Genomic DNA, 18689 nt, shown 5'->3' on the forward strand with positions numbered 1-18689 from the left:
ACATTGAGATAAGGATTTAATAGGGCGTCCACGTTACTCCGGCTTACCGACCATATCCGACCAGAGGAATGGAAATGTTGAGGACACACCATTGCGGAAAACTAACTAAAGATGACCTTGGCAAGCGAGTGACCCTCGCCGGTTGGGTAAGGTTCTTCAGGGATCACGGAGGCGTGCTTTTCTATGATATCGCCGACTCCCACGGCAGCACCCAAGCGGTGTTCGATCCCGAGGCCACCAACGACGAGGATTTGGCGCGTTTGAAGCCAATATTGAATAGCGTCGGTCGGGAGTTCGTGATCACGGTCACCGGCGTCGTCCGTGACCGTGTGGAAGGCACTGAGGACCAGCGAAACCTCACTGGACAGATCGAGGTACTGATCGAACAGGCCAAAGTGTTCAGTCGATCCAAGCCGATACCTTTCGAGATAGCTGAGCAGAAGAACTTTATGCTTCCCGGAGAGGACCTGCGGCTGAAGTACCGCTACCTGGACCTGAGGAGGAAGGAGATGAACGCCAACCTCCAGTTCCGGTCCAAGCTCATCTCCCACGCCCGCCGCTTCCTGGATATGGAAGGGTTCATGGACGTTGAGACACCCATGCTGACCCGCAGCAGCCGTGAAGGAGCCAGAGATTTCCTGGTGCCTTCGCGCAACATGCCCGGGCAGTTCTACGCCCTGCCGCAATCACCGCAGCTGTACAAGCAGATGCTCATGGTGGGCGGAGTGGAACGCTACTTCCAGATTGCCCGATGCTTCCGTGACGAGGACAGCCGGGCCGACCGTCAACCTGAGTTCACCCAACTGGACCTGGAGATGTCGTTCGTGGAGATGGACGACATACTGTCCTTGGTCGAGAGGATGTACTCCTATGTGTGGAAGCAGATGTTCGATCAGGAACTGCCTGTTCCTTTCCCCCGCATCGATCTGAAGGACGCCATGTCCAAGTTTGGCACCGATGCTCCGGACGTGCGCTTCGGCCTGGAGATGGAAGAGGTCACCGATATCGTTCGCAACGCTCCTTACGAGATATTCCAGAAGGTCCTGGCCAAGGGAGGGATGGTAACCTGTATAAACCTCAAGGCCTCCCTGATGAAGGAACAGGATGAGGACGGCTCCGTCGGGCGTAAACAGGTGGACCGGCTCATCGAGTGGGCCAAATCCCAAGGTATGGGGGGGATCACCTGGATGCGCATGACCCTTGAGGGGCTCAACTCCAATATCGTCAAGTACTTCCCCGACGAGGTGCGAACTTCTTTGGCCGAGAGAATGAAGGCCGAACAGGGCGACCTACTGCTATACCTGGCAGGCTCCAAGGAAAACGTCCTCAAGGCCGGCGGACAGCTCCGTCTCAAACTGGCGAGGGACCTGGGTCTGCTGGAGGGCAAAGGTCATCAGTTCGTATGGGTCGTTTCGTGCCCCCTGTTCCAGAGGGACGCGGCCACTGGCGGACTGACAAGTTTCCATCACCCCTTCGTACGGCCGGTGGGCGACAGGATCCCCGACGGCAAGGAACGTGAGAACGTGAAGGGCCACTCCTATGATCTGGTCCTAGACGGAAGCGAGATCGGTTCGGGATCGCTAAGAAACCACGACGCCGATATCCAACGCCAGATATTCTCTATCCTGGGAATGGACAAGGAGGCCATGCAGAGGGAGTTCGACTTCTTCCTGGAAGCCTTGGAGTATGGCGCCCCGCCCCACGGCGGCATCGGTATGGGGATAGACCGTCTGTGCTCCATGCTGCTAGGCTGCGAGAGCATCCGTGATGTGATAGCGTTCCCGAAGAACAAGAAGTTCCAGTCGCTGGTCGACGGCGCTCCCACGAAGGTGGAGGAGGCCAAGCTCAACGAGCTGCAGCTGCTTTGCCTGGCCGATGAGGACGAGGACTAAACCCTTTTCTCCAATTCCTTTCTTACTTCTTCCACCACATCTTTCGAGGAATATCGTCCCCGGCTCTCTTTCATGACGTGACCGATGACCGTGTTGGCGGCCTTGGCGTTCTTGCGGTAGTCGGCCAGGACCTCGGGGTGGGCATCAATGAAATCGGATATCATGTGGTCCAGATCGGCATCTCCGGCCTCGGCGTTCTCCTGCTTCACCCCGGCCAGCGACAGTATCCTGCGTTTCGCCTCGTTATCCGTTATCTCGCCGTCCGAATCCGCTTTCACCGCGGCCACCACATCTGACCATAGTTCGTGGCGGTCCTGCAGAGCGGACCAGTTGCTGGAGATCGGCCCCATGGTCCATGTGACCGCCTTCTCCGAAGATACGCTCCGGCACAACAGCTCGAACATGTCGGTCAGCGATGAGGAGGTCAGCACCAGCTGCTTGGCGGTGGCATCATTGATCCCGTGGTCGGTCACCAAACGTCTGGCGCGGACCAGGGGTGTCTCCTTGAGGTCCAGCTCCTCGGCCATCTGGCCGATGTGGAACTCGCCCAGGTCCGGTTCCCCGATGTAACCGTAGTCCTCCTCCGTTTCCTTATCACGGGCGGACATGGTGACCCTGCGTTCCTCGTCGTAACGCCTGGTCTCCAGTATCACCTTCTTTCCAGCGGCCAAAAGCTTCGTTTGACGGACAGCCTCGAACTTCAAGGCCCGTTCAACATTGCGCAGCCCCTGGACGTTCTTGATCTCCACCCGTTCTTCGCCCACGGATATATTGGCGTCCACTCTGACCTTCTGCTCGTCCTGGGCATCCAGGTCGCAGAGCGACCTCAGCTCGATGATCAGTTGGTCGATGAAGACCCGGGCCTCGGCCGGCGACTGCATGTCCGGGGCGGTGACTATCTCGACCAAGGGGATGCCGCTGCGGTTGTAATCGACGAATGATATCTCCTCCCCCGAGCGCCCCACCCTCTTGATGCGTCCCGGGTCCTCTTCCAGATGAACACGCCAGATACCGATCCTGCGTCCGTTCAGATCGAAATGGCCATCAGTGCCCAGCGGTGATTCGTACTGGGTGATCTGAAAGTTCTTCACCAGATCGGGATAGAAGTAGGTCTTGCGAGAGAACCACACCCTATCCTCGATCCGGCAGTCCAGGAAGCGGGCGATGGTCAATCCCACTTCCAACGCCTTACGGTTCAGCGAAGGGCGGGAACCTGGATATCCCAGACAGACCGGGCAGATGTTGTGGTTCGGATCGGCCGCGCTCGTCGGGCAGGAACAGAAAAGCTTGGACCGTGTCGGTAATTGGAAATGCATCTCCAGCCCGATCTTCATGGTCCCACCTCCGGGAATCGGTAAGGGAAGTGTGCCTCCCACTCGGAGGACATCTCCAGCAGGTCCATCTCATGCCAATGGTCGGAGACCAGCTGCATTCCCACTGGCAGCCCCTGCTGGTAAGCGCATGGTAAGGATACATGAGGCATCCCAGTGAGGTTCGGTGGGATGGTCAGGAAGTCCGCTCCATATATCTCCAACGGCGTCATCTTGCTAATGTCCTCGAAGCGCGGAGGCAAGAAGGGCATGGTAGGTGTGAGCACCATCTGATGGTCCTGGAACACCTTGCGGTATTCCTCGATGAGCATCTGCCGTACGGCCAAGGACTTCAGGTAGTAGCGGCTGCGGAACCCGACCATGCGGCAGAACGTGCCCAGAAGGATGCGGCGTTTCGCCTCATCACCGAAGCTCTGCGAGCGAACGCCGGAGAAGAAATCGTTGAAGTGCTGATTGAGCTCTTCCTCCCGGCGGCCGAAACGCATACCGCAGTAACGAGCCAGGTTGGTGGAGGCCTCCGAGGTCGCCAGAATGTAATAGGCGGGCATCGCGTAGCGCAGGGAGGGCATGGAGATCTCCTCGACCTTCACCCCCATTTCCCGTATTCTACCGACGGCCTCCTGAAATCCCTTGCTCACTGCCGGGTCCAAGTTGGCCAGGGCCTCCTTGGGCACGGCCAAGGAATCGGGCATCCCGCCCTTGGTCGGAAGTTGAGGCTGGGCGCAGGAGGTAGGGTCCTTGGGGTCCGGTCCGGCGATCGTCCGGAAATGCTTTCGCACCAATGTTGCCGAACGGGACAGCAGACCGACCTTGTCCAGGGAGTTACCGTAGTCGATGAGGCCGTAGCGGGAGACCCGGCCATAGGTAGGCGACAGTCCGACCACCCCGCAGAAGGATGCGGGACCGGATATGGAGCCTCCGGTGGAAACGCCCAAGGCGATATGCCCGGGGATCAGGCATGCCGCTGCTCCAGCACCGCCTGACGATCCTCCGCAGCTGCGCTGGATATCGAAGGGGTTAAGCGGTATCCCGTGCGCAGAATTGACGCTGAAGGTACCGAAGCCGAACTCGTCCATGGTGGTCTTGCCTACCAGCTGTCCGCCGGCGGTCTTGAGCCTTTGGATCGGTGCGGCGTCGAACGGTGGAACATAACCTTCCAGAATGGCCGAGCCGGCCCGGGCCTGAAATCCATTGGCGCACAGATTGTCCTTGGCCGAGAAATGGAACTCAGCGTCGACAAAGGTCTCCGCTATCTCGGTGAAGGCATGATATCGTTCCTTGGCGAAACGTATCAGGTCATGAGGAGCGGGGACGCTCACGATAATCGAGGCCCCCTGACATAATCCTCGTAGGTCCTCATCTGCTTACGCAGCAGCTGGGGGTCGATGTCCTGGCCAGGCTGGTCCTCCCTCAGAACGTCCACGACCGCTATGGGGTTGAAGGTGAAGTTATCGCACATGGGAGCCTCGTCCAGGATCGAGAAGCTATTGAGGATGTCGTCCAGGTCCTGGGCGTAGCGTTCCATCTCCTCCTCGGTCAGTTCGAGCCTGGCCACTTTGGCCACCCGGGCTATTATCTCTCGGTCCATGCTATCGACGTCCGTGCCGTCCTTAGGCGGCTGTGATGGTATATGATAGCCTATTGTCAAAGTTTCGGATACCAGGAGGAATTAATACCCAAAACCATTCTCCGGCGATGAAATTGCGCTTGTACAGCGATGGAGGTTCGCGGGGCAATCCCGGACGCTCGGCCTACGCTTTCATAATCTGCGACGAGAAAGGCAAGGAGATCGGTTCCGGGTCCAACTTCATAGGGACGATGACGAACAACGAAGCGGAGTACCATGGACTATTGGCCGGTCTCAAGGAGGTCAAGAGCCGCGGCGCCGCCGAGGTGGAGGTGTTCATGGACTCCGAGCTGGTCATAAAGCAATTGAAAGGACAGTACCGGGTCAAGGCGCCGAATCTCATACCGCTGTTCGCCGAGGCGATAAAATTGCTTGAGGGCTTCACCTCCGCCAAGGCGAACCACGTATACCGGGAGAACCCCATCATAACCAAGGCGGATTCCATGGTCAACTGGGTACTGGACCAGCACGTCCTTGCCCAACAACTTCGTAAATGACGAAGGTTCGGACAAGCCTAGTTGCAGCAACAGAGCTATTATATACTAGATGGAATTTGCAGGGTAATAAGCGCTAGGGGCCGGGGGCGTTTTTCCTCCTATTTAATTCACTCCCTTGTGATCCCCCCTCCTCCGGTCCCAACGCGCCCATCACTTCAATTTTGCTACGATGTCCGACATGCTCACCAGGGACTGCTCTCCGCTGGAAAGGTCCCGTAAAGTGACAGAAGCGCTCTCCAGCTCCTTATCCCCCACGATTATGGCATACTTGGCCTTCATAGCGGCGGCGAACTTCAGGTTCTTGCCCATGTTCCGTCGCATAAGGTCGATGTCAGCGGAGATACCGGCGCGTCTCAGTTCCGATACCAGTTTGAAAGCGTGCCCTCGCATCAGGTCGTTCACCGGAACCACAAAGGCGGTCAACCGTTCCTGCGGTAGAGCCGCTCCCTCGGTCTGCAACGCCAACAGCGTACGGTCGAAACCGATGGCGAATCCGGTGGAAAAGACCTTCTCCCCGCCGAAAAGCTCTGCCAGTGAATAGGAGCCGCCGCCGCATATCTGCTTCTCAGCCCCCAACTTGGGGGCATCCACCTCGAAGACCATGCCGGTGTAGTAGGCCAGACCGCGAACGACGCCTAGGTCCACGCTCACGTTGCCGAACCCCATGGCCAGAAGGATGTCGCAGACCTCCCTGATGTAATCCCGGGCCGGTCCCTCGAACGAATCCAGCACGGAGATGGGGCCGGTGAGCTTGGTGGTCTCGACGATCTCGGCCATGATCTCAGGGGCGATCCCCGCTTGGGTCATGAGGTCCTCCGCCTCCGGATACATCTTCTTGTCCAGCTTCTGCAATATCGGCAGGGCCCTGTCCCCCTCGACCCCGGCCCGGGAGAGCAGCTCCCTCAAAATGCCGATGTGCCCTATGCGGATGCGGTAATCCCGCAGGCCGCTGCGTTCCACAATGGCCGCGGCCAGTCCGATCACTTCCGCATCCGTCTCAGGCGTTGGGTTGCCGATGATCTCCGACCCGAACTGGAAGAACTCCCGGTAACGACCCGCCTGCGGACGTTCGTACCTGAAGCATTGGCCGAAGTAGAACATCTTCAGCGGCCTTGGAAAGTTCGTCAGATCGTTAAGGAAGAACCTCACCACCGAGGCGGTAAGCTCGGGACGCAGGCATATCTCCCGGCCGCCTTTGTCCTGGAAGGCGTATATCTCCTCGACCACTCCCGGTCCAGACTTGAGGGTGAATAGCTCGGTGTGCTCGAAAATAGGTGTGGAGACCTCACGAAAACCGTGCAATACGGCTTCCTGGCGCATCATGTCCTCGAAGAACCGGCGTATCTCCATCTCCTCCGGGCCGAAATCCCTGGTCCCCCGGGGCCTTTGGATCATGGGGCGTGAGATAGTATGGTCGATAATAAACATTGCGTGAATGAGAAGAACGCAAGAAATATTTACCTCCTGGCACCATCGAACGGATATGATCCTCGAGGGCGAGCCAAAGGAAAGGAGGGACCGTCTGCTCCGGGCCTGGGCCGACGATCTGGACCATAAAGGTTTCACGGAGCTTCAGATCAATCTGGAGATGTTTCCCATAAAACCGGAAGGCTTCGGCGATATGGTGCCGGACATCGTCGCCCGCCGTCAGGACGGCCGGCGTTTGGTCGGGGAGATATGGATGTGCGAATCCGTGGACAGGGACCACGGCATGTTCTCCCGGGCCATGAACTATGCTTACCACGGCGATGTGGTCATGCTTCTGGTGCCGTTCGATTGCCTGGAGGAGGCCGAGGAACTGGTGCGGCAATGGGGGCTCGAAGAGGAGGTGTTCGTCCAGGGCATATTCGAGTGAACCTAGCGCATGGCCTGTTCCAGGTCTTCGCAGAGGTCCTCAGGATCTTCGATGCCTACGGAGAGCCGGATCATCCCGTCCCCAATGCCCAGTCTCTTTCGTGCTTCCTTGCCGAACGATACGTGCGAGGTGTTGACCGGCATGCTGGCCAGGGATTCCACCCCTCCCAGGCTGGCGGCCTTGGCGATTATCTGGAAACGTTTGAGCGCGTTCTCTGCGGCCTCTCGACCCCCCTTCATTTCAAAGGTGACCATTCCACCGTAACCGTCCATCTGTCTCTGAGCCAGGACGTGGTCCGGATGGGACGGTAATCCGGGGTAGATGCACTTTTCCACCCGGGGGTGGGATTCCAGGAACTCGGCCACCTTCCGGGCGTTGGAATCATGACGCCTCATCCTCAGTTCCAATGTTCGCATCCCCCTGCCCATCAGATACGCCGGCAAAGGGTCCAGCACCGCTCCCAACAGTTTGCGCTTCTGGTGGACCAATGCCATGTCCTCCTTGGAACCGACGGCCAGACCGGCGATCACGTCCGAGTGCCCGTTCAGGTATTTGGTGGCGCTGTGCAGGACCACGTCCACGCCCATGGAGATGGGCCGCTGGAATATCGGAGTGGCGAAGGTGTTGTCTATCAGGACCTTGCAGCCCCTCTCCTTCGCCATTGAACAGGTCTCCCGAACATCGATAAGCTTCAACAATGGATTGGTCGGGCTTTCTAGATACACCACCTTGGTCCTTCCATCGATAGCCTGACAGAGCTTCTCGGCGGAGGTGGTCGGTACGAACTCCACATCGATGCCCATCCGTGGCAGTTCGTTCTTCAGCAGGGCGTAGGTCCCGCCGTACAGGTCCTCCATGGCGACGATCCTATCGCCTTTTTTCAGGAATGCCAGCAACGTGGTGGATATGGCCCCCATACCCGATGAGAAGGCCAGGGCGGACTCTCCGCCTTCCAGGGATGCCAACTTGTTCTCCACCGCATTTACGGTGGGATTGCCGTAGCGACTGTAGATGTAGGCGCCCTCTGGCACCTCTCCTTCCCAAGAGCGCGGGTCATCGGTGGGAAATGCGAAAGTGCTGCTCTGGAAGATGGGTGTGTTGATGGCGCCCTCAAACCTCATCGACAGGTCGCCGTCATGCACGGAGCGAGTGGACAATCCTTTCATTTAGATCGCTAGGGAATTCACCGTGAGCGGTATAATCATTCTCCCTACTCGCCGGTACGTTTGTAGATGACCGAAAGGACGTCGCCGTCGGCCAACTTATGCTCCAATCCCACCATCTGACCTGGGAAGCGGGCGCTCTTCCCCCATATCAGGGCGTAACGGAAGTTCAGCCTGAAGATACGATGCAGGGAATCACAGACATCGCCCACGGTGCTTCCGTGCTTGGCGATGAGCGGTTCATCCAGATCAGCATCCTCTCCCTGCTTCTTCATGTAGACCCGAATGAGCTCCAGCCTTTGAAAGATCTTGGCCTTCAGATCGTCGATGCCTATGTCCTTGACCGCGGAGATGAAGACCGGGTCCCAGTCCTTGAACTTTATACGTATCTCCTTCAGGTAGGTCGCGTCGGAGATATCGATCTTGTTGATGGCCAGGACGGCGCTGATGTAGATGCGGTTCCCGGAAAGAACGTCCACCAGTTGGTCCTGGTCGACATCCTCCCGAATGACAACGTCTGCGTTCACCAGCCCATATTCCACGACCATGGCTCTGGCCAGTTCCATGTCGATCTTCGTCAGCTTGACCGTCGACTTAACGTCAACGCCGCCGATCTCCCTGCGGGTTATGACCACGTCCGGAGGGTGGGTGTTGATGCGCATCCCAGCATTCTCCAGCTCCCGTACCAGCACCTGCAGGTTGGTATCGTAGAAGTCCAAAACGAACAGTACCAGGTCTGAGGCGCGCACCACCGAGATGACCTCCCTGCCTCGGCCCTTGCCCTTGGCGGCATCCCGGATCAGCCCGGGCATGTCCAGGACCTGGATCTTAGCTCCCTGGTACTCGTAAGCGCCAGGGACCACGTCGAGCGTGGTGAAATCATAGGACCCCACCTCGGACTTGGCGCCGGTCAGTATGTTCAACAAAGTGGACTTACCGACGCTGGGAAATCCCACGAGGGCCACAGTGGCGTTTCCGCTCTTTTTGACGGAATACCCTTTGGCAGGGCCTCCGCTGGAAGTCCTTCTTTTCTCCACCTCATCGCGAAGCTTGGCCATCTTGGCCTTGAGCTTACCGATGTGGTACTCGGTGGCCTTGTTCTTCTGGGTCTTGTCGATCTCATCTTGGATCGCTTTGACCTGCTCTTCTATTGTCAGGGCCATTGTGTTTTTTCCTCATTCCACTGTGGTGCCCGCCCTTCCTTCCAGGGCGTCCATCAACCTTTCGGCCGATGTTATCACAGTCCTTCGGCCAGTGGACTCTACGAAGCGAACGGCCGCCTCCACCTTGGGTCCCATGGACCCGGATGGGAAATGCCCTTCCTCGGAGTGGCGACGCATGTCGGCGGCGGTCACAATCCTCAATGGTCGCGGGCTATCGCTCATGAAATCCAGATAGACGGCCTCAACATCGGTCACCATTATTAAAATATCGGCATGCAACACCTGAGCCAATCTAGCCGAGGCCAGGTCCTTGTCCACCACCGCCTCCACGCCTTCATAGCCTTCGGCGGTGGATATCACCGGGACCCCGCCTCCACCGTTGCAGAGCAGGACGAAAGGCCGTTCCATGCGATCGCAAAGGGCGCTCAATTGCTCCTCTTCCGCCAACCTCAGCACGTCCGGGGAGGGCACCACCCGACGGAAGCCCCCCCGCTTGACGTCTTCGATGAACTTCCAACCATTGGAGCGTTCCAGCTCCTTGGCCTTCTCTTCGGGATAGAACGACCCCACCGGCTTGGTCGGGTCGGAGAAGCTGGAATCGTTCTTGGACACTACCGTACGGGTTATCACGGATAGCATAGGAACGACCGTCCCTGATCGCCGGCACACGCGGTCCCAGGCCTGCATGGCCAGGTAGGCGATCTGTCCCTGAGACTCGGCCACGCAGACGTCCAACGGCAGGGGTGGGGTCTCCAGGTGGCACACCTGGTTGCGCAGCAGGATGTTGCCCACCTGCGGACCGTTCCCGTGGGTCAGGACCAATCGCGGGTAATAGGATAGCAACGGCAGAATGTGATTGAAGGCCCTTTCGAGGTTTCTCATCTGGGTCTCAACGGTGGCCTCCTCTCCTGCCTCCAGGATGGCATTGCCGCCCAGGGCTAGAACGGCTAGCCTATCTTCTTTCATCAAGCGCCTCTTCCCTCCTGTTTAAACAAAAGGATTTAAACATACTATAATTATGGCCGGTTGATGTCAGCCCTTGACAAGTTCAACGAGCGAATGAAGGGGGTGCGCCAATCAAAGTTGGCCATTCCCCTGGGTTTAATTCTCGCCCTCATCGTTACGGTGTCCCTGACCCTGATATCGTACCTCTGGGTGTCACAGATACTCTGCTTTCTGCCCATGGTGGTGGCATTGCTGGCCTATGGGATCCCGACCTATTTCGGTCTGAAGGACCGGAAAAAGTTGGCCATATTCGGATTAGGGCTGTTCCTGGTCATCGGGTTATCTCTGGGGGCAGCGCTATACGCCACCATCGACAACTTCGAACCAACACCGCTGAGCTCGGATGACAACTCTCTGATAGCTGGGTCCGTCACTCCAGTGAAAGGGATTCCAGGTGATGCATTCAACTTCACCGTCACCCTGACCTCAACGTCTGGCGATCCGGACGTAAGGGTGATTCTCATCAACAATTGGGGAGATGGCACCAGTGATCGTAATCTCAGCATGTCCCTCCTGTCCAACACAAGTGCAGGTTCGGTCTATTACCTAACCTTGAACGACATGGAAGAGGGCGTCTACTACTACAACTTCATTCTGGAGAACGATACTGCCAGCGTCACCACTACACAATCGTTCGGACCGGTGAACGCCGATATGGGCAAGGTGTTCAGCAACTCCATGATTTCCGGGGTCATGGTCTCCTTCCTCAACATCGCGGTGCTGTTCTACATCCTGGTGCTGCTGACCTGGTGGATGGACCGCTCCAAGAAGAAGATCTTCGAGATGGAGCAGAAGCGCGGCAAGCCCAAGGAGAAGAAGGCCGTGGATGAGAAGTTCGTCTGCTCCGACTGCGGCGCGGACGTTCCGGCCGATTCGGACAAGTGTCCCGGCTGCGGGGCCAAGTTCGATGATGATGAGATCATCTGTCCGCAGTGTTCCTCGAAGCTCCTGAAGACCGATACCAAGTGCTGGAACTGCGGTCGCAAGCTCTGAAGCGCAAAAACCTTTTTTACTGCGCCCGGGGATATGCACCCCGGGATGCAACTCACTTTTTCTTTGCATAGGATGATCCAATGAGTTCGATAGCTGATGAACTGGCCAAAAAACAGAAGGAGATATCAGTTTCCGAGTTCTTCGAGAGGAACCGACACATCCTGGGCTTCGACTCCCAGGTGAAATCGTTGATAATGGGAATCAAGGAGGCGGTGGACAACTCCCTGGACGCTTGCGAGGAAGCGAACATCTCCCCGGAAGTACTGGTCGCCATTGAAAAAGTGGATGCGAACGAGTTCCGGGTGACCGTGGAGGACAACGGACCGGGCATTGTCAAGAAGATGATCCCCAACGTCTTCGGTAGGCTGCTCTACGGTTCCCGTTTCCACGCGGTGCGGCAGTCCAGGGGGCAGCAGGGTATCGGCATTTCCGCCACCGTGATGTATGGGCAGATCACCACCGGGAAACCGGCAACGGTGGTGTCCAAGACCGGAGCGGACGATGTCGCCTGGCGTATGGACATCATGGTCAACACCAAGAAGAACACACCTGACGTTCTGAAGGAGGACCCGTTCATATGGGACGGGAAGGAGCATGGAACGCGCATCGTCTACAACATCAACGGACGGTACGTGAGCGGCAAGCAGTCCGTGTTGGAGTATCTTCGGCAGACGGCCATCGTGAACCCGCACTCGCGCATCACTTTCACAGATCCAGATGGAAAGAGGACCACGTTCGAAAGGGCCACGGACAAGATGCCTCCGGCCACCAAGGAGATCAAACCTCACCCGCAGGGCCTGGAACTGGGCACCCTGATGAACATGGCCAAGGACACCAGGAACAAGAACCTGTCCAAGTTCCTGCAGCTGGACTTTTCCCGTATAAGCGATCGGCTGGCCAAGGAGATATGTGAGAAGGCCGGTCTGGACCAAATGGTCAACCCAGGCAAATTGAACCTGGATGATCAGAAGCGGTTGTTGACGGCCATCGGGGCGGTCAAGATCATGGCCCCGCCCACCGACTGCCTGTCGCCCATAGGCGCCCAGCTGATCAAGAAAGGACTGCGCAACGTGCTGGTGGATGTCCGTCCAGAATTCTACGCCCCTCCAGTGACCAGAGACCCCAAGGTCCACTCCGGCAACCCGTTCCTGGTGGAGGTGGGCATCGTGTACGGCGGAGGACTGACCAAGGATTCGCAGGTTCAGATACTGCGTTTCGCCAACCGCGTGCCCCTGTTGTATCAACAGGGGGCCTGCGTCATAACGAAATCGATCGAGAACACCGATTGGAGGCGCTACGGGCTGGAACAGCGCGGCGGCTCAGGCATACCGTACGGACCGGCCATCATACTGGTGCATGTGGCTTCCACCAAGGTCCCTTTCACATCCGAGGCTAAAGAGGCGATAGCGAACCTGCCGGAGATACAGGCCGAGGTGGAACTGGCGCTGAAACTGTGCGGACGAAGTTTGAAGACGCATCTGAACAAGAAGGAGACCAAGAGCAAGACCCGGGTCAAGTTCGAGATAGTGCAGGAGATACTGCCTATGATCGCCCAGAAATGCGCCAAGATCGTCGGCAAACCCGTCCCGAAGCTGGGCGGGACCATCACCAAGATCATGAACGTGGTGTGGATCGACGATGCGGTAGCGTTCGAGAAGGGGAGACATAAGATCCGTGTTTCCATTTACAACTACACCCCCCAAAACCAGAAGTTCAACCTTCATATGGTGCTCCCACCGGGGTCTTTCGATTACAAGGGTCTGCAGTTCTTCCCCACCGAGGTGAGGGATGACGGTAAGGCATCTTGGGAACTGCAGAAGATCGCTTCCACCGACCGCCTGGACGTTAATTTTGCCTTGGCCGGTCTGAACAAGGACGACTACGAGGAGAACGAGATCTATTCATCGGGGATCAATCCGGTCATGATCATCGGGGCCGAACCGTTGCCTGGTGATTGGGACGTGAAAGGATTGGAGATCACTGAGAGCGTGGAAACGCCACCGACGGAAGATGAGGAAGAAGAGGTCGACTACGACGAGTCCACGGAGGCGCTTAACGATGACTGAGAAAGAGAACAAAGCGGTGAGCTCCCTAAAGGACATCGCCCAATCAATTTACGACCAGATCGATTCCGGCAAGATACCGAAGATGACCTTGCCCCTGAGGACCAAGAGCAACATCCGTTTCAATCCCAAGCACGGGGTCTGGAAGTACGGCAATGCCACCGGTGCTCGTTCCGCCAAGAAGGTTAACGGGGCCTTGATGCTCCTGCGCACCATGTACGTGCTTGAGTTCATCGAGGACATGATCGCCAACAGCAAGTCCTCCACGCTAAGGGAGATGTACTACATCTCCGAAAGCTGGGAGAAGGCCAAGTTCAACTCCCAGGACGAGAGCAACATGCTGGCCGAGGACCTGGAGATAGTCACCACCTGCATGCGCGAGGATTTCAAGCTGCGACCGGAAGAGGACGGGGCCAGGGTCATAGGGGATCTGACCATCAGCGAGATGGACCGCAAAGGCCGTTTGAAGAAGATCAACTGCCGGGACGACGTGGGCGACTCGGGATATGGCATACCGTACAACGTGGAAAAGGAAAAGTTGCAGTTCCTCAGCACCAACGCCAAGTTCGTTATCGCGGTGGAGACCGGTGGTATGTTCGATCGTCTGGTGGAGAACGGCTTCGACGAGAACTTCAACGCCGTGCTGGTGCATCTGAAGGGTCAACCGGCCCGTTCCACCAGAAGGTTCATCAAGCGGCTGAACGAGGAGATGAAGCTGCCGGTGGTGGTGTTCACCGATGGCGATCCCTGGAGCTTCCGCATATTCGCATCCATAGCATACGGCGCCATCAAGACCGCGCATATCTCCGAGTACCTGGCCACGCCGACGGCGGAGTTCGTTGGCATCACCGCCTCCGACATCACCAACTACAAGCTGCCGACGGACAAGCTGACGGAAATGGACGTAAAGGCGTTGAACGCCGAGCTGAAGGACCCCCGTTTCGCCGACGAGTATTGGAGGGGGGAGATCGAGACCATGCTCAAGCTGAACAAGAAGGCCGAACAGCAGGCCTTGGCGAAATACGGTCTGGACTTCGTCACCGACAAGTACCTTCCGGAGAAGCTGACCAACATGAGCATACTGCGCTGAGGGGTCAGGCGACCAGATGAAAGGGTAAGTTAGATAAGTTCAGCATTCCTATTGCACTTGAAATAAATGAACGACCGTGCCTCGGTTACCCTGACCAGCCTGGCAGTTTCGTATCTTATCATGGCGTTCGCCGCCTCGATCCTGATAGCCTGGATAACGGAGGATTGGACCCTTTTCTTCCCCGCGATCTTCTTCTTGAGCGGGATGTTCGCTCTGTTCATCGGTTTCAGGCAGCGCTTCGGAGCTTTAACCAGACGTGAGGGTGACGATGGCAACTACCTCATGTTCTGGGGAACACTGCTCATGGCCTTCGGCACCATCTGGTCAGTGAACCACGTTTACCCTGGTAATCTGCTGTTCCTGTTCATCGCCTTCCTGGTATGGTTGGCGCTGGCGGTGTTGCTGTTCACCTTGAACAAGGTACGGCGTTGATGGGCAAGGTTCCGGCCATCATAGCGTGATGACCCTGTCGCTCTCGGCTATTATGCGATAGAGGTCCGCCATCTTTGACATCGGGCAGGCCTGGCTCTCCCCCTTGGCTCGCAACTTCATGCACGAGGTGCAACTGTAGGTCTTGCCTCCTGCATCCAGGAAGGCTTTGATCTCCTTGGTTATATTGAACGTCTCATTGTCCAGGTCCTCGCACTCAACTCCCTTTGCCAGCAGGAACATGTTGACATGGTCCCCCTGGGACAAGGAATATAAGCTAAGCCTGAAGGCTTGGTAGACGGTCTCGGGATCGTTGGAATATAGAATAATCCCTAGCTTCATGGAAGATAGGTGGGAGTTGAACATATATGATGATATGGAAAAATGTTTGAACGGCCGGTCCTGGAGCTCACGCCTCGGACAATCGTTTGAGGACGAAATCCTTGTCCATGGTGGACAGGAAGAATCCAAGTTTGGGCCCGGAACGTCGAGAGATGAACAAACGATACAGGACCTGGAAGCACACCTTGGGCTGAAGGCCGCGTTTTTTGGCCGTCTCGTAGATGGCGTTGTGGATCAGGTCACCGATCCATTCAGTGGTCCTCAGGCGCTCTAGGAGCTCGACGATATAGTTCCGTTCGTCATCGTTGATCTCCATGTCCGGCCGCTCCGGACTGATGATATAGAGAACCTCCTCCGGGGCGAAGGCGTTCAACCAGTGGCGTACGCATTCGATCCTCTGCTTCAGGACGCCCATATCCTCCTCCGAGATGTCGTCGATGTTCATCGAGCGCTTCAAAACCTTGACCACGCCTTCGTATGAATCGGCTATCTGGGCTATACTTACCAGATGACGATATGGGACCTGGAGCGGCAGTTTGGGCCGGACGCCCGTGGGCTGGGCGATCTCGTAGGCCCGCAGCAGATCTATCTCTTTATCATCGGCTCCGCCGTTGAAATAAAGGGACTCGACCTTGTCATATTCGTCGACGATGTCAATTATCCCCAGGCCAGGATCATAGTCGATGTGTCTCTCCGGATTGTAGCGCAGAACGCCGAAGGCCAAGACCGGAGCGGGGGTGATCAACAACGCGTCGCTCCCGGTGACCACATTGCCAGTGGACTTATGCATCTGACCCTTGCCTTTGAACTGAATGAACTCGTAGGGGATCGGATGTGGAGGCTCAATCCCAAATATCTCCCTGGCCAGGCGTACTCCGCTGTCGTAGGACCCGCCCGAGGCCGCATGGTCCTTGCCGAACGGTTCGCAGGTCACACCGAACAGCTTCCACTTCGCCGCCCATTCCACCCGCCAAGGCATCTTGCCCTGACCCTTGCGTATGTCCGCATCGCCTTCGTGACCGCAACCACACTTGTAATGCACGTAGGGGAACTCGTAGCCCAGGACCTTATCGGTGAACAATCCGCATTTCGGACATTCCGGGGTGAAGGGCCAGAAGTTCTCGGGCATCTTTCTGCCTGTGACCTCGCCCAGAATACTGGCTATGGTCGTCCTTTCCTTCAGTACCAGGTCGACGATCTCAGTGAACTTCCCCTCCTCGTAGAGCTTGTGCGTCCATATGATGCGGGGGTTGATGCCTAGTTCACCCAATGCTTCCAGGAAGGGGGTGATGAAATGTTCGGCATAATTGCCATGGCAATTATCCGGACAGGGAATGTAACAGATGGGCTTGCCGACCTCCTTCTCGAAGCTTTCCGGAAGGAAGGGATAGCGCTTGCGCAGCGGATCGTAGGAATCGACCAGGTAGATGAAGTCGACATCAGCCGATCTATCCTTCAATGCCTTGAACACCGCGTTGGCGGTTATCGATTCCCTCAGGCTTCCCACGTGAATATATCCAGAGGGTGTGATGCCAGTGGAGATCAGGTGTTTATCGCCCCTTGCCATCAAGGTGTTTGCTATCACATCGGCCCAATGCATGCTATCAGGTCGTGAAAACCGCCCCGCATTAAAAGGTTATCGTAAACTGGATGCAGTGTTGCTTTCTAAGCGGGGTTTACTAAATATTTTTATATCCCGTTGAAGGTAGGAGGTTCGATTCAAATGGCGAAGGATAAGAAGACCGGGGGTTTCCAGTCCGCTGCAGGCCTGATAAGGTACTTTGACAATGAGGACGAAAAGGCCCTGAAGATCAGTCCCGTTGTGGTCATCGCCTTGTGCGCCATCACAATAGCCATTGTGGTCGTGGCTACGGCCTTGTTCCCGACCTGAAAAATAAAAAAAATTATTTTGGGCCCTCACTCATCTGGTGGGGCCAATTCACATTTCTTGCCTAGCTTCCTCTGGAAGGTGTAAGTCAATAACGGCGGAGCTACCAATGTTGTCGCCAGGGACATGAACACGATGGTGTTATAGACCCCCAGCTCCACGATTGACATGCTCAGTCCGATGCTGGCAACGATAAGACCCACCTCACCCCTGGGGACCATGCCCACACCGATGATGGCAGCCGACTTTCCTCCCAGCTTCTTGGCCCCTATTCCACAGCCGACGAACTTGGTGACTATGGCTAGCAGTGTGATGATGATCGCCAGTATCAACACGTCACCGAACGCCGCCAGGGACACGCTGATTCCTACGAACACGAAGAAGAACGGGGTCAGGAACTCGGTGATGGGCCCTATCTTCTCCTCACAGGGCCAGGTATCCTTGAACTCCGCGAAGGCCATACCGGCCAGGAAAGCGCCTATGATGGCTGCCAGCCCGAGGAACGAGGATACTGATGAGAGGGCGAAGCAGATGATGAGCGCCAGGGGCAAGGGGCTGATGCCTCTCGTCCTTCTCTCGGCGGTACATACTTGGGTGGCCTTCTTTTCGTTCCTTTTCTTCATCACTTTTGGCAGTAACAAGGAGCCTATGAATATGACCGCCAGGACGAACAGCACCGCCTCGAAGGAGACCACACCCACCTGGACTATGTCCAGGGCTCCACCGCCAGCGATGCCTACCACTACGGCAAGGACGATCATGCCCAGTATGTCATCGATGACCGCTGCCCCGATGATCACCCGGGACTCGATGGCGTGCATGAGGTTCATGTCCTTGATGACCCGGGCGGTGATGCCTACGCTGGTGGCCACCATTGCCGCTCCGACGAACAGGGCCTCGACGGTCCCGTATCCGAGACCGACCATCAGAACATATCCGACGAAGAACGGGAGGATCACACCGAACACTGCCACCAATATTGCCGTTTTACCGACCTTGCGAATGGTGCTGAACGGTGTTTCCAAGCCCACAGTGAACAAAAGGAATATGACACCCAGTTCTTTCAATACCTCGAAGACCTCGGTATCCGAACCCAGGTTGATGAATTCATACAGGAACGTATTGGCGATCACGATACCCACCATGATCTCCCCGATGACGGTAGGGACCTTGACCCTGTTACAAATCATCTTGGCCACTTCGACCAAGACGATGATCATAAAAAGCTGGAACAGAACCGTCTGTATGAAGTCTTGTGCCATTGCGTTTACGGGTATGCGTTATTCATATATTAAGTCCTAATGAACCTCCCTGGCAATTAATTTAAATTGTGATATAGTAATTTAATAGC

The 18689-nt window shown here is 56.6% G+C and carries 18 protein-coding genes; 8 read left to right on the forward strand and 10 right to left on the reverse strand.

Annotated features, from left to right (window positions below):
- Positions 1-74 precede the first annotated feature (74 nt).
- Positions 75-1892, forward strand: coding sequence for an aspartate--tRNA ligase (aspS, locus tag VMW85_05015; GenBank protein HUT27387.1), 1818 nt, complete (start codon positions 75-77; stop codon positions 1890-1892).
- On the opposite strand, the gene gatB is transcribed toward aspS, so the two are convergent.
- Genes gatB through gatC form a run of 3 tightly spaced genes read right to left on the reverse strand, consistent with a single transcriptional unit; the run spans position 1889 to position 4811 of the window.
- Positions 1889-3226, reverse strand: coding sequence for an Asp-tRNA(Asn)/Glu-tRNA(Gln) amidotransferase subunit GatB (gatB, locus tag VMW85_05020; protein ID HUT27388.1), 1338 nt, complete (start codon positions 3224-3226; stop codon positions 1889-1891). The genes aspS and gatB overlap by 4 nt on opposite strands.
- Positions 3223-4542, reverse strand: coding sequence for an amidase family protein (locus VMW85_05025; protein ID HUT27389.1), 1320 nt, complete (start codon positions 4540-4542; stop codon positions 3223-3225). The genes gatB and VMW85_05025 overlap by 4 nt, the downstream gene beginning before the upstream one ends.
- Complete coding sequence (gene gatC / locus VMW85_05030; GenBank protein HUT27390.1) at positions 4539-4811, reverse strand: Asp-tRNA(Asn)/Glu-tRNA(Gln) amidotransferase subunit GatC; 273 nt, start codon at positions 4809-4811, stop codon at positions 4539-4541. Before gatC ends, VMW85_05025 begins: the two co-directional genes overlap by 4 nt.
- 107 nt (positions 4812-4918) lie before the next feature.
- Here gatC and VMW85_05035 point away from each other — a divergent pair, with 107 nt between their 5' ends.
- Positions 4919-5347 carry a ribonuclease HI family protein gene (locus VMW85_05035; protein HUT27391.1) on the forward strand — a complete coding sequence of 143 codons (429 nt, stop codon included), beginning with the start codon at positions 4919-4921 and terminating at the stop codon, positions 5345-5347.
- Between the two features lie 150 nt (positions 5348-5497).
- Here the strand turns inward: VMW85_05035 and hisS are convergent, their stop codons facing one another.
- Complete coding sequence (hisS, locus tag VMW85_05040) at positions 5498-6742, reverse strand: histidine--tRNA ligase (GenBank protein HUT27392.1); 1245 nt, start codon at positions 6740-6742, stop codon at positions 5498-5500.
- 88 nt (positions 6743-6830) lie between these two features.
- Here hisS and VMW85_05045 point away from each other — a divergent pair, with 88 nt between their 5' ends.
- Entirely contained in the window at positions 6831-7202 is a 372-nt protein-coding gene (locus tag VMW85_05045; GenBank protein ID HUT27393.1) for a hypothetical protein, read from the forward strand.
- A 2-nt stretch (positions 7203-7204) separates the two neighbouring features.
- On the opposite strand, the gene VMW85_05050 is transcribed toward VMW85_05045, so the two are convergent.
- The 3 genes from VMW85_05050 to VMW85_05060 are packed head-to-tail and all read right to left on the reverse strand — an operon-like array spanning position 7205 to position 10494.
- Positions 7205-8368, reverse strand: coding sequence for an aminotransferase class I/II-fold pyridoxal phosphate-dependent enzyme (locus VMW85_05050; protein HUT27394.1), 1164 nt, complete (start codon positions 8366-8368; stop codon positions 7205-7207).
- 44 nt (positions 8369-8412) lie between these two features.
- Positions 8413-9528, reverse strand: a complete 1116-nt coding sequence (locus tag VMW85_05055) for a GTP-binding protein (GenBank protein ID HUT27395.1) — start codon at positions 9526-9528, stop codon at positions 8413-8415.
- Between the two features lie 12 nt (positions 9529-9540).
- The gene (locus VMW85_05060; GenBank protein HUT27396.1) at positions 9541-10494 is read right to left on the reverse strand and encodes a carbamate kinase; all 954 of its coding nucleotides are present in this window, start codon (positions 10492-10494) and stop codon (positions 9541-9543) included.
- A gap of 63 nt (positions 10495-10557) precedes the next feature.
- On the opposite strand from VMW85_05060, the gene VMW85_05065 reads away from it, so the two are divergent.
- From VMW85_05065 to VMW85_05080, 4 genes are all read left to right on the forward strand, one after another.
- Positions 10558-11526: a zinc ribbon domain-containing protein gene (locus VMW85_05065; protein HUT27397.1), complete on the forward strand. Its 969-nt coding sequence runs from the start codon at positions 10558-10560 to the stop codon at positions 11524-11526.
- 80 nt (positions 11527-11606) lie between these two features.
- Positions 11607-13592, forward strand: a complete 1986-nt coding sequence (locus VMW85_05070; GenBank protein HUT27398.1) for a DNA topoisomerase VI subunit B — start codon at positions 11607-11609, stop codon at positions 13590-13592.
- Positions 13585-14679, forward strand: coding sequence for a DNA topoisomerase IV subunit A (locus VMW85_05075; GenBank protein ID HUT27399.1), 1095 nt, complete (start codon positions 13585-13587; stop codon positions 14677-14679). Before VMW85_05070 ends, VMW85_05075 begins: the two co-directional genes overlap by 8 nt.
- A 66-nt stretch (positions 14680-14745) precedes the next feature.
- Positions 14746-15111: a hypothetical protein gene (locus VMW85_05080; GenBank protein HUT27400.1), complete on the forward strand. Its 366-nt coding sequence runs from the start codon at positions 14746-14748 to the stop codon at positions 15109-15111.
- 18 nt (positions 15112-15129) lie between these two features.
- On the opposite strand, the gene VMW85_05085 is transcribed toward VMW85_05080, so the two are convergent.
- Positions 15130-15450: a DsrE family protein gene (locus VMW85_05085; GenBank protein HUT27401.1), complete on the reverse strand. Its 321-nt coding sequence runs from the start codon at positions 15448-15450 to the stop codon at positions 15130-15132.
- 67 nt (positions 15451-15517) lie between these two features.
- A complete protein-coding gene (gene lysS / locus VMW85_05090) occupies positions 15518-17050 on the reverse strand; it encodes a lysine--tRNA ligase (GenBank protein HUT27402.1) in 1533 nt (510 codons plus the stop codon).
- 123 nt (positions 17051-17173) lie between these two features.
- Between lysS and VMW85_05095 the strand changes: the two genes are divergently transcribed.
- Entirely contained in the window at positions 17174-17341 is a 168-nt protein-coding gene (locus VMW85_05095; protein HUT27403.1) for a preprotein translocase subunit Sec61beta, read from the forward strand.
- 26 nt (positions 17342-17367) lie between these two features.
- On the opposite strand, the gene VMW85_05100 is transcribed toward VMW85_05095, so the two are convergent.
- Positions 17368-18600, reverse strand: coding sequence for a cation:proton antiporter (locus tag VMW85_05100; protein ID HUT27404.1), 1233 nt, complete (start codon positions 18598-18600; stop codon positions 17368-17370).
- Positions 18601-18689 lie beyond the last annotated feature (89 nt).

This window comes from Methanomassiliicoccales archaeon (assembly GCA_035527755.1).
GTDB lineage: Archaea > Thermoplasmatota > Thermoplasmata > Methanomassiliicoccales > UBA472 > UBA472.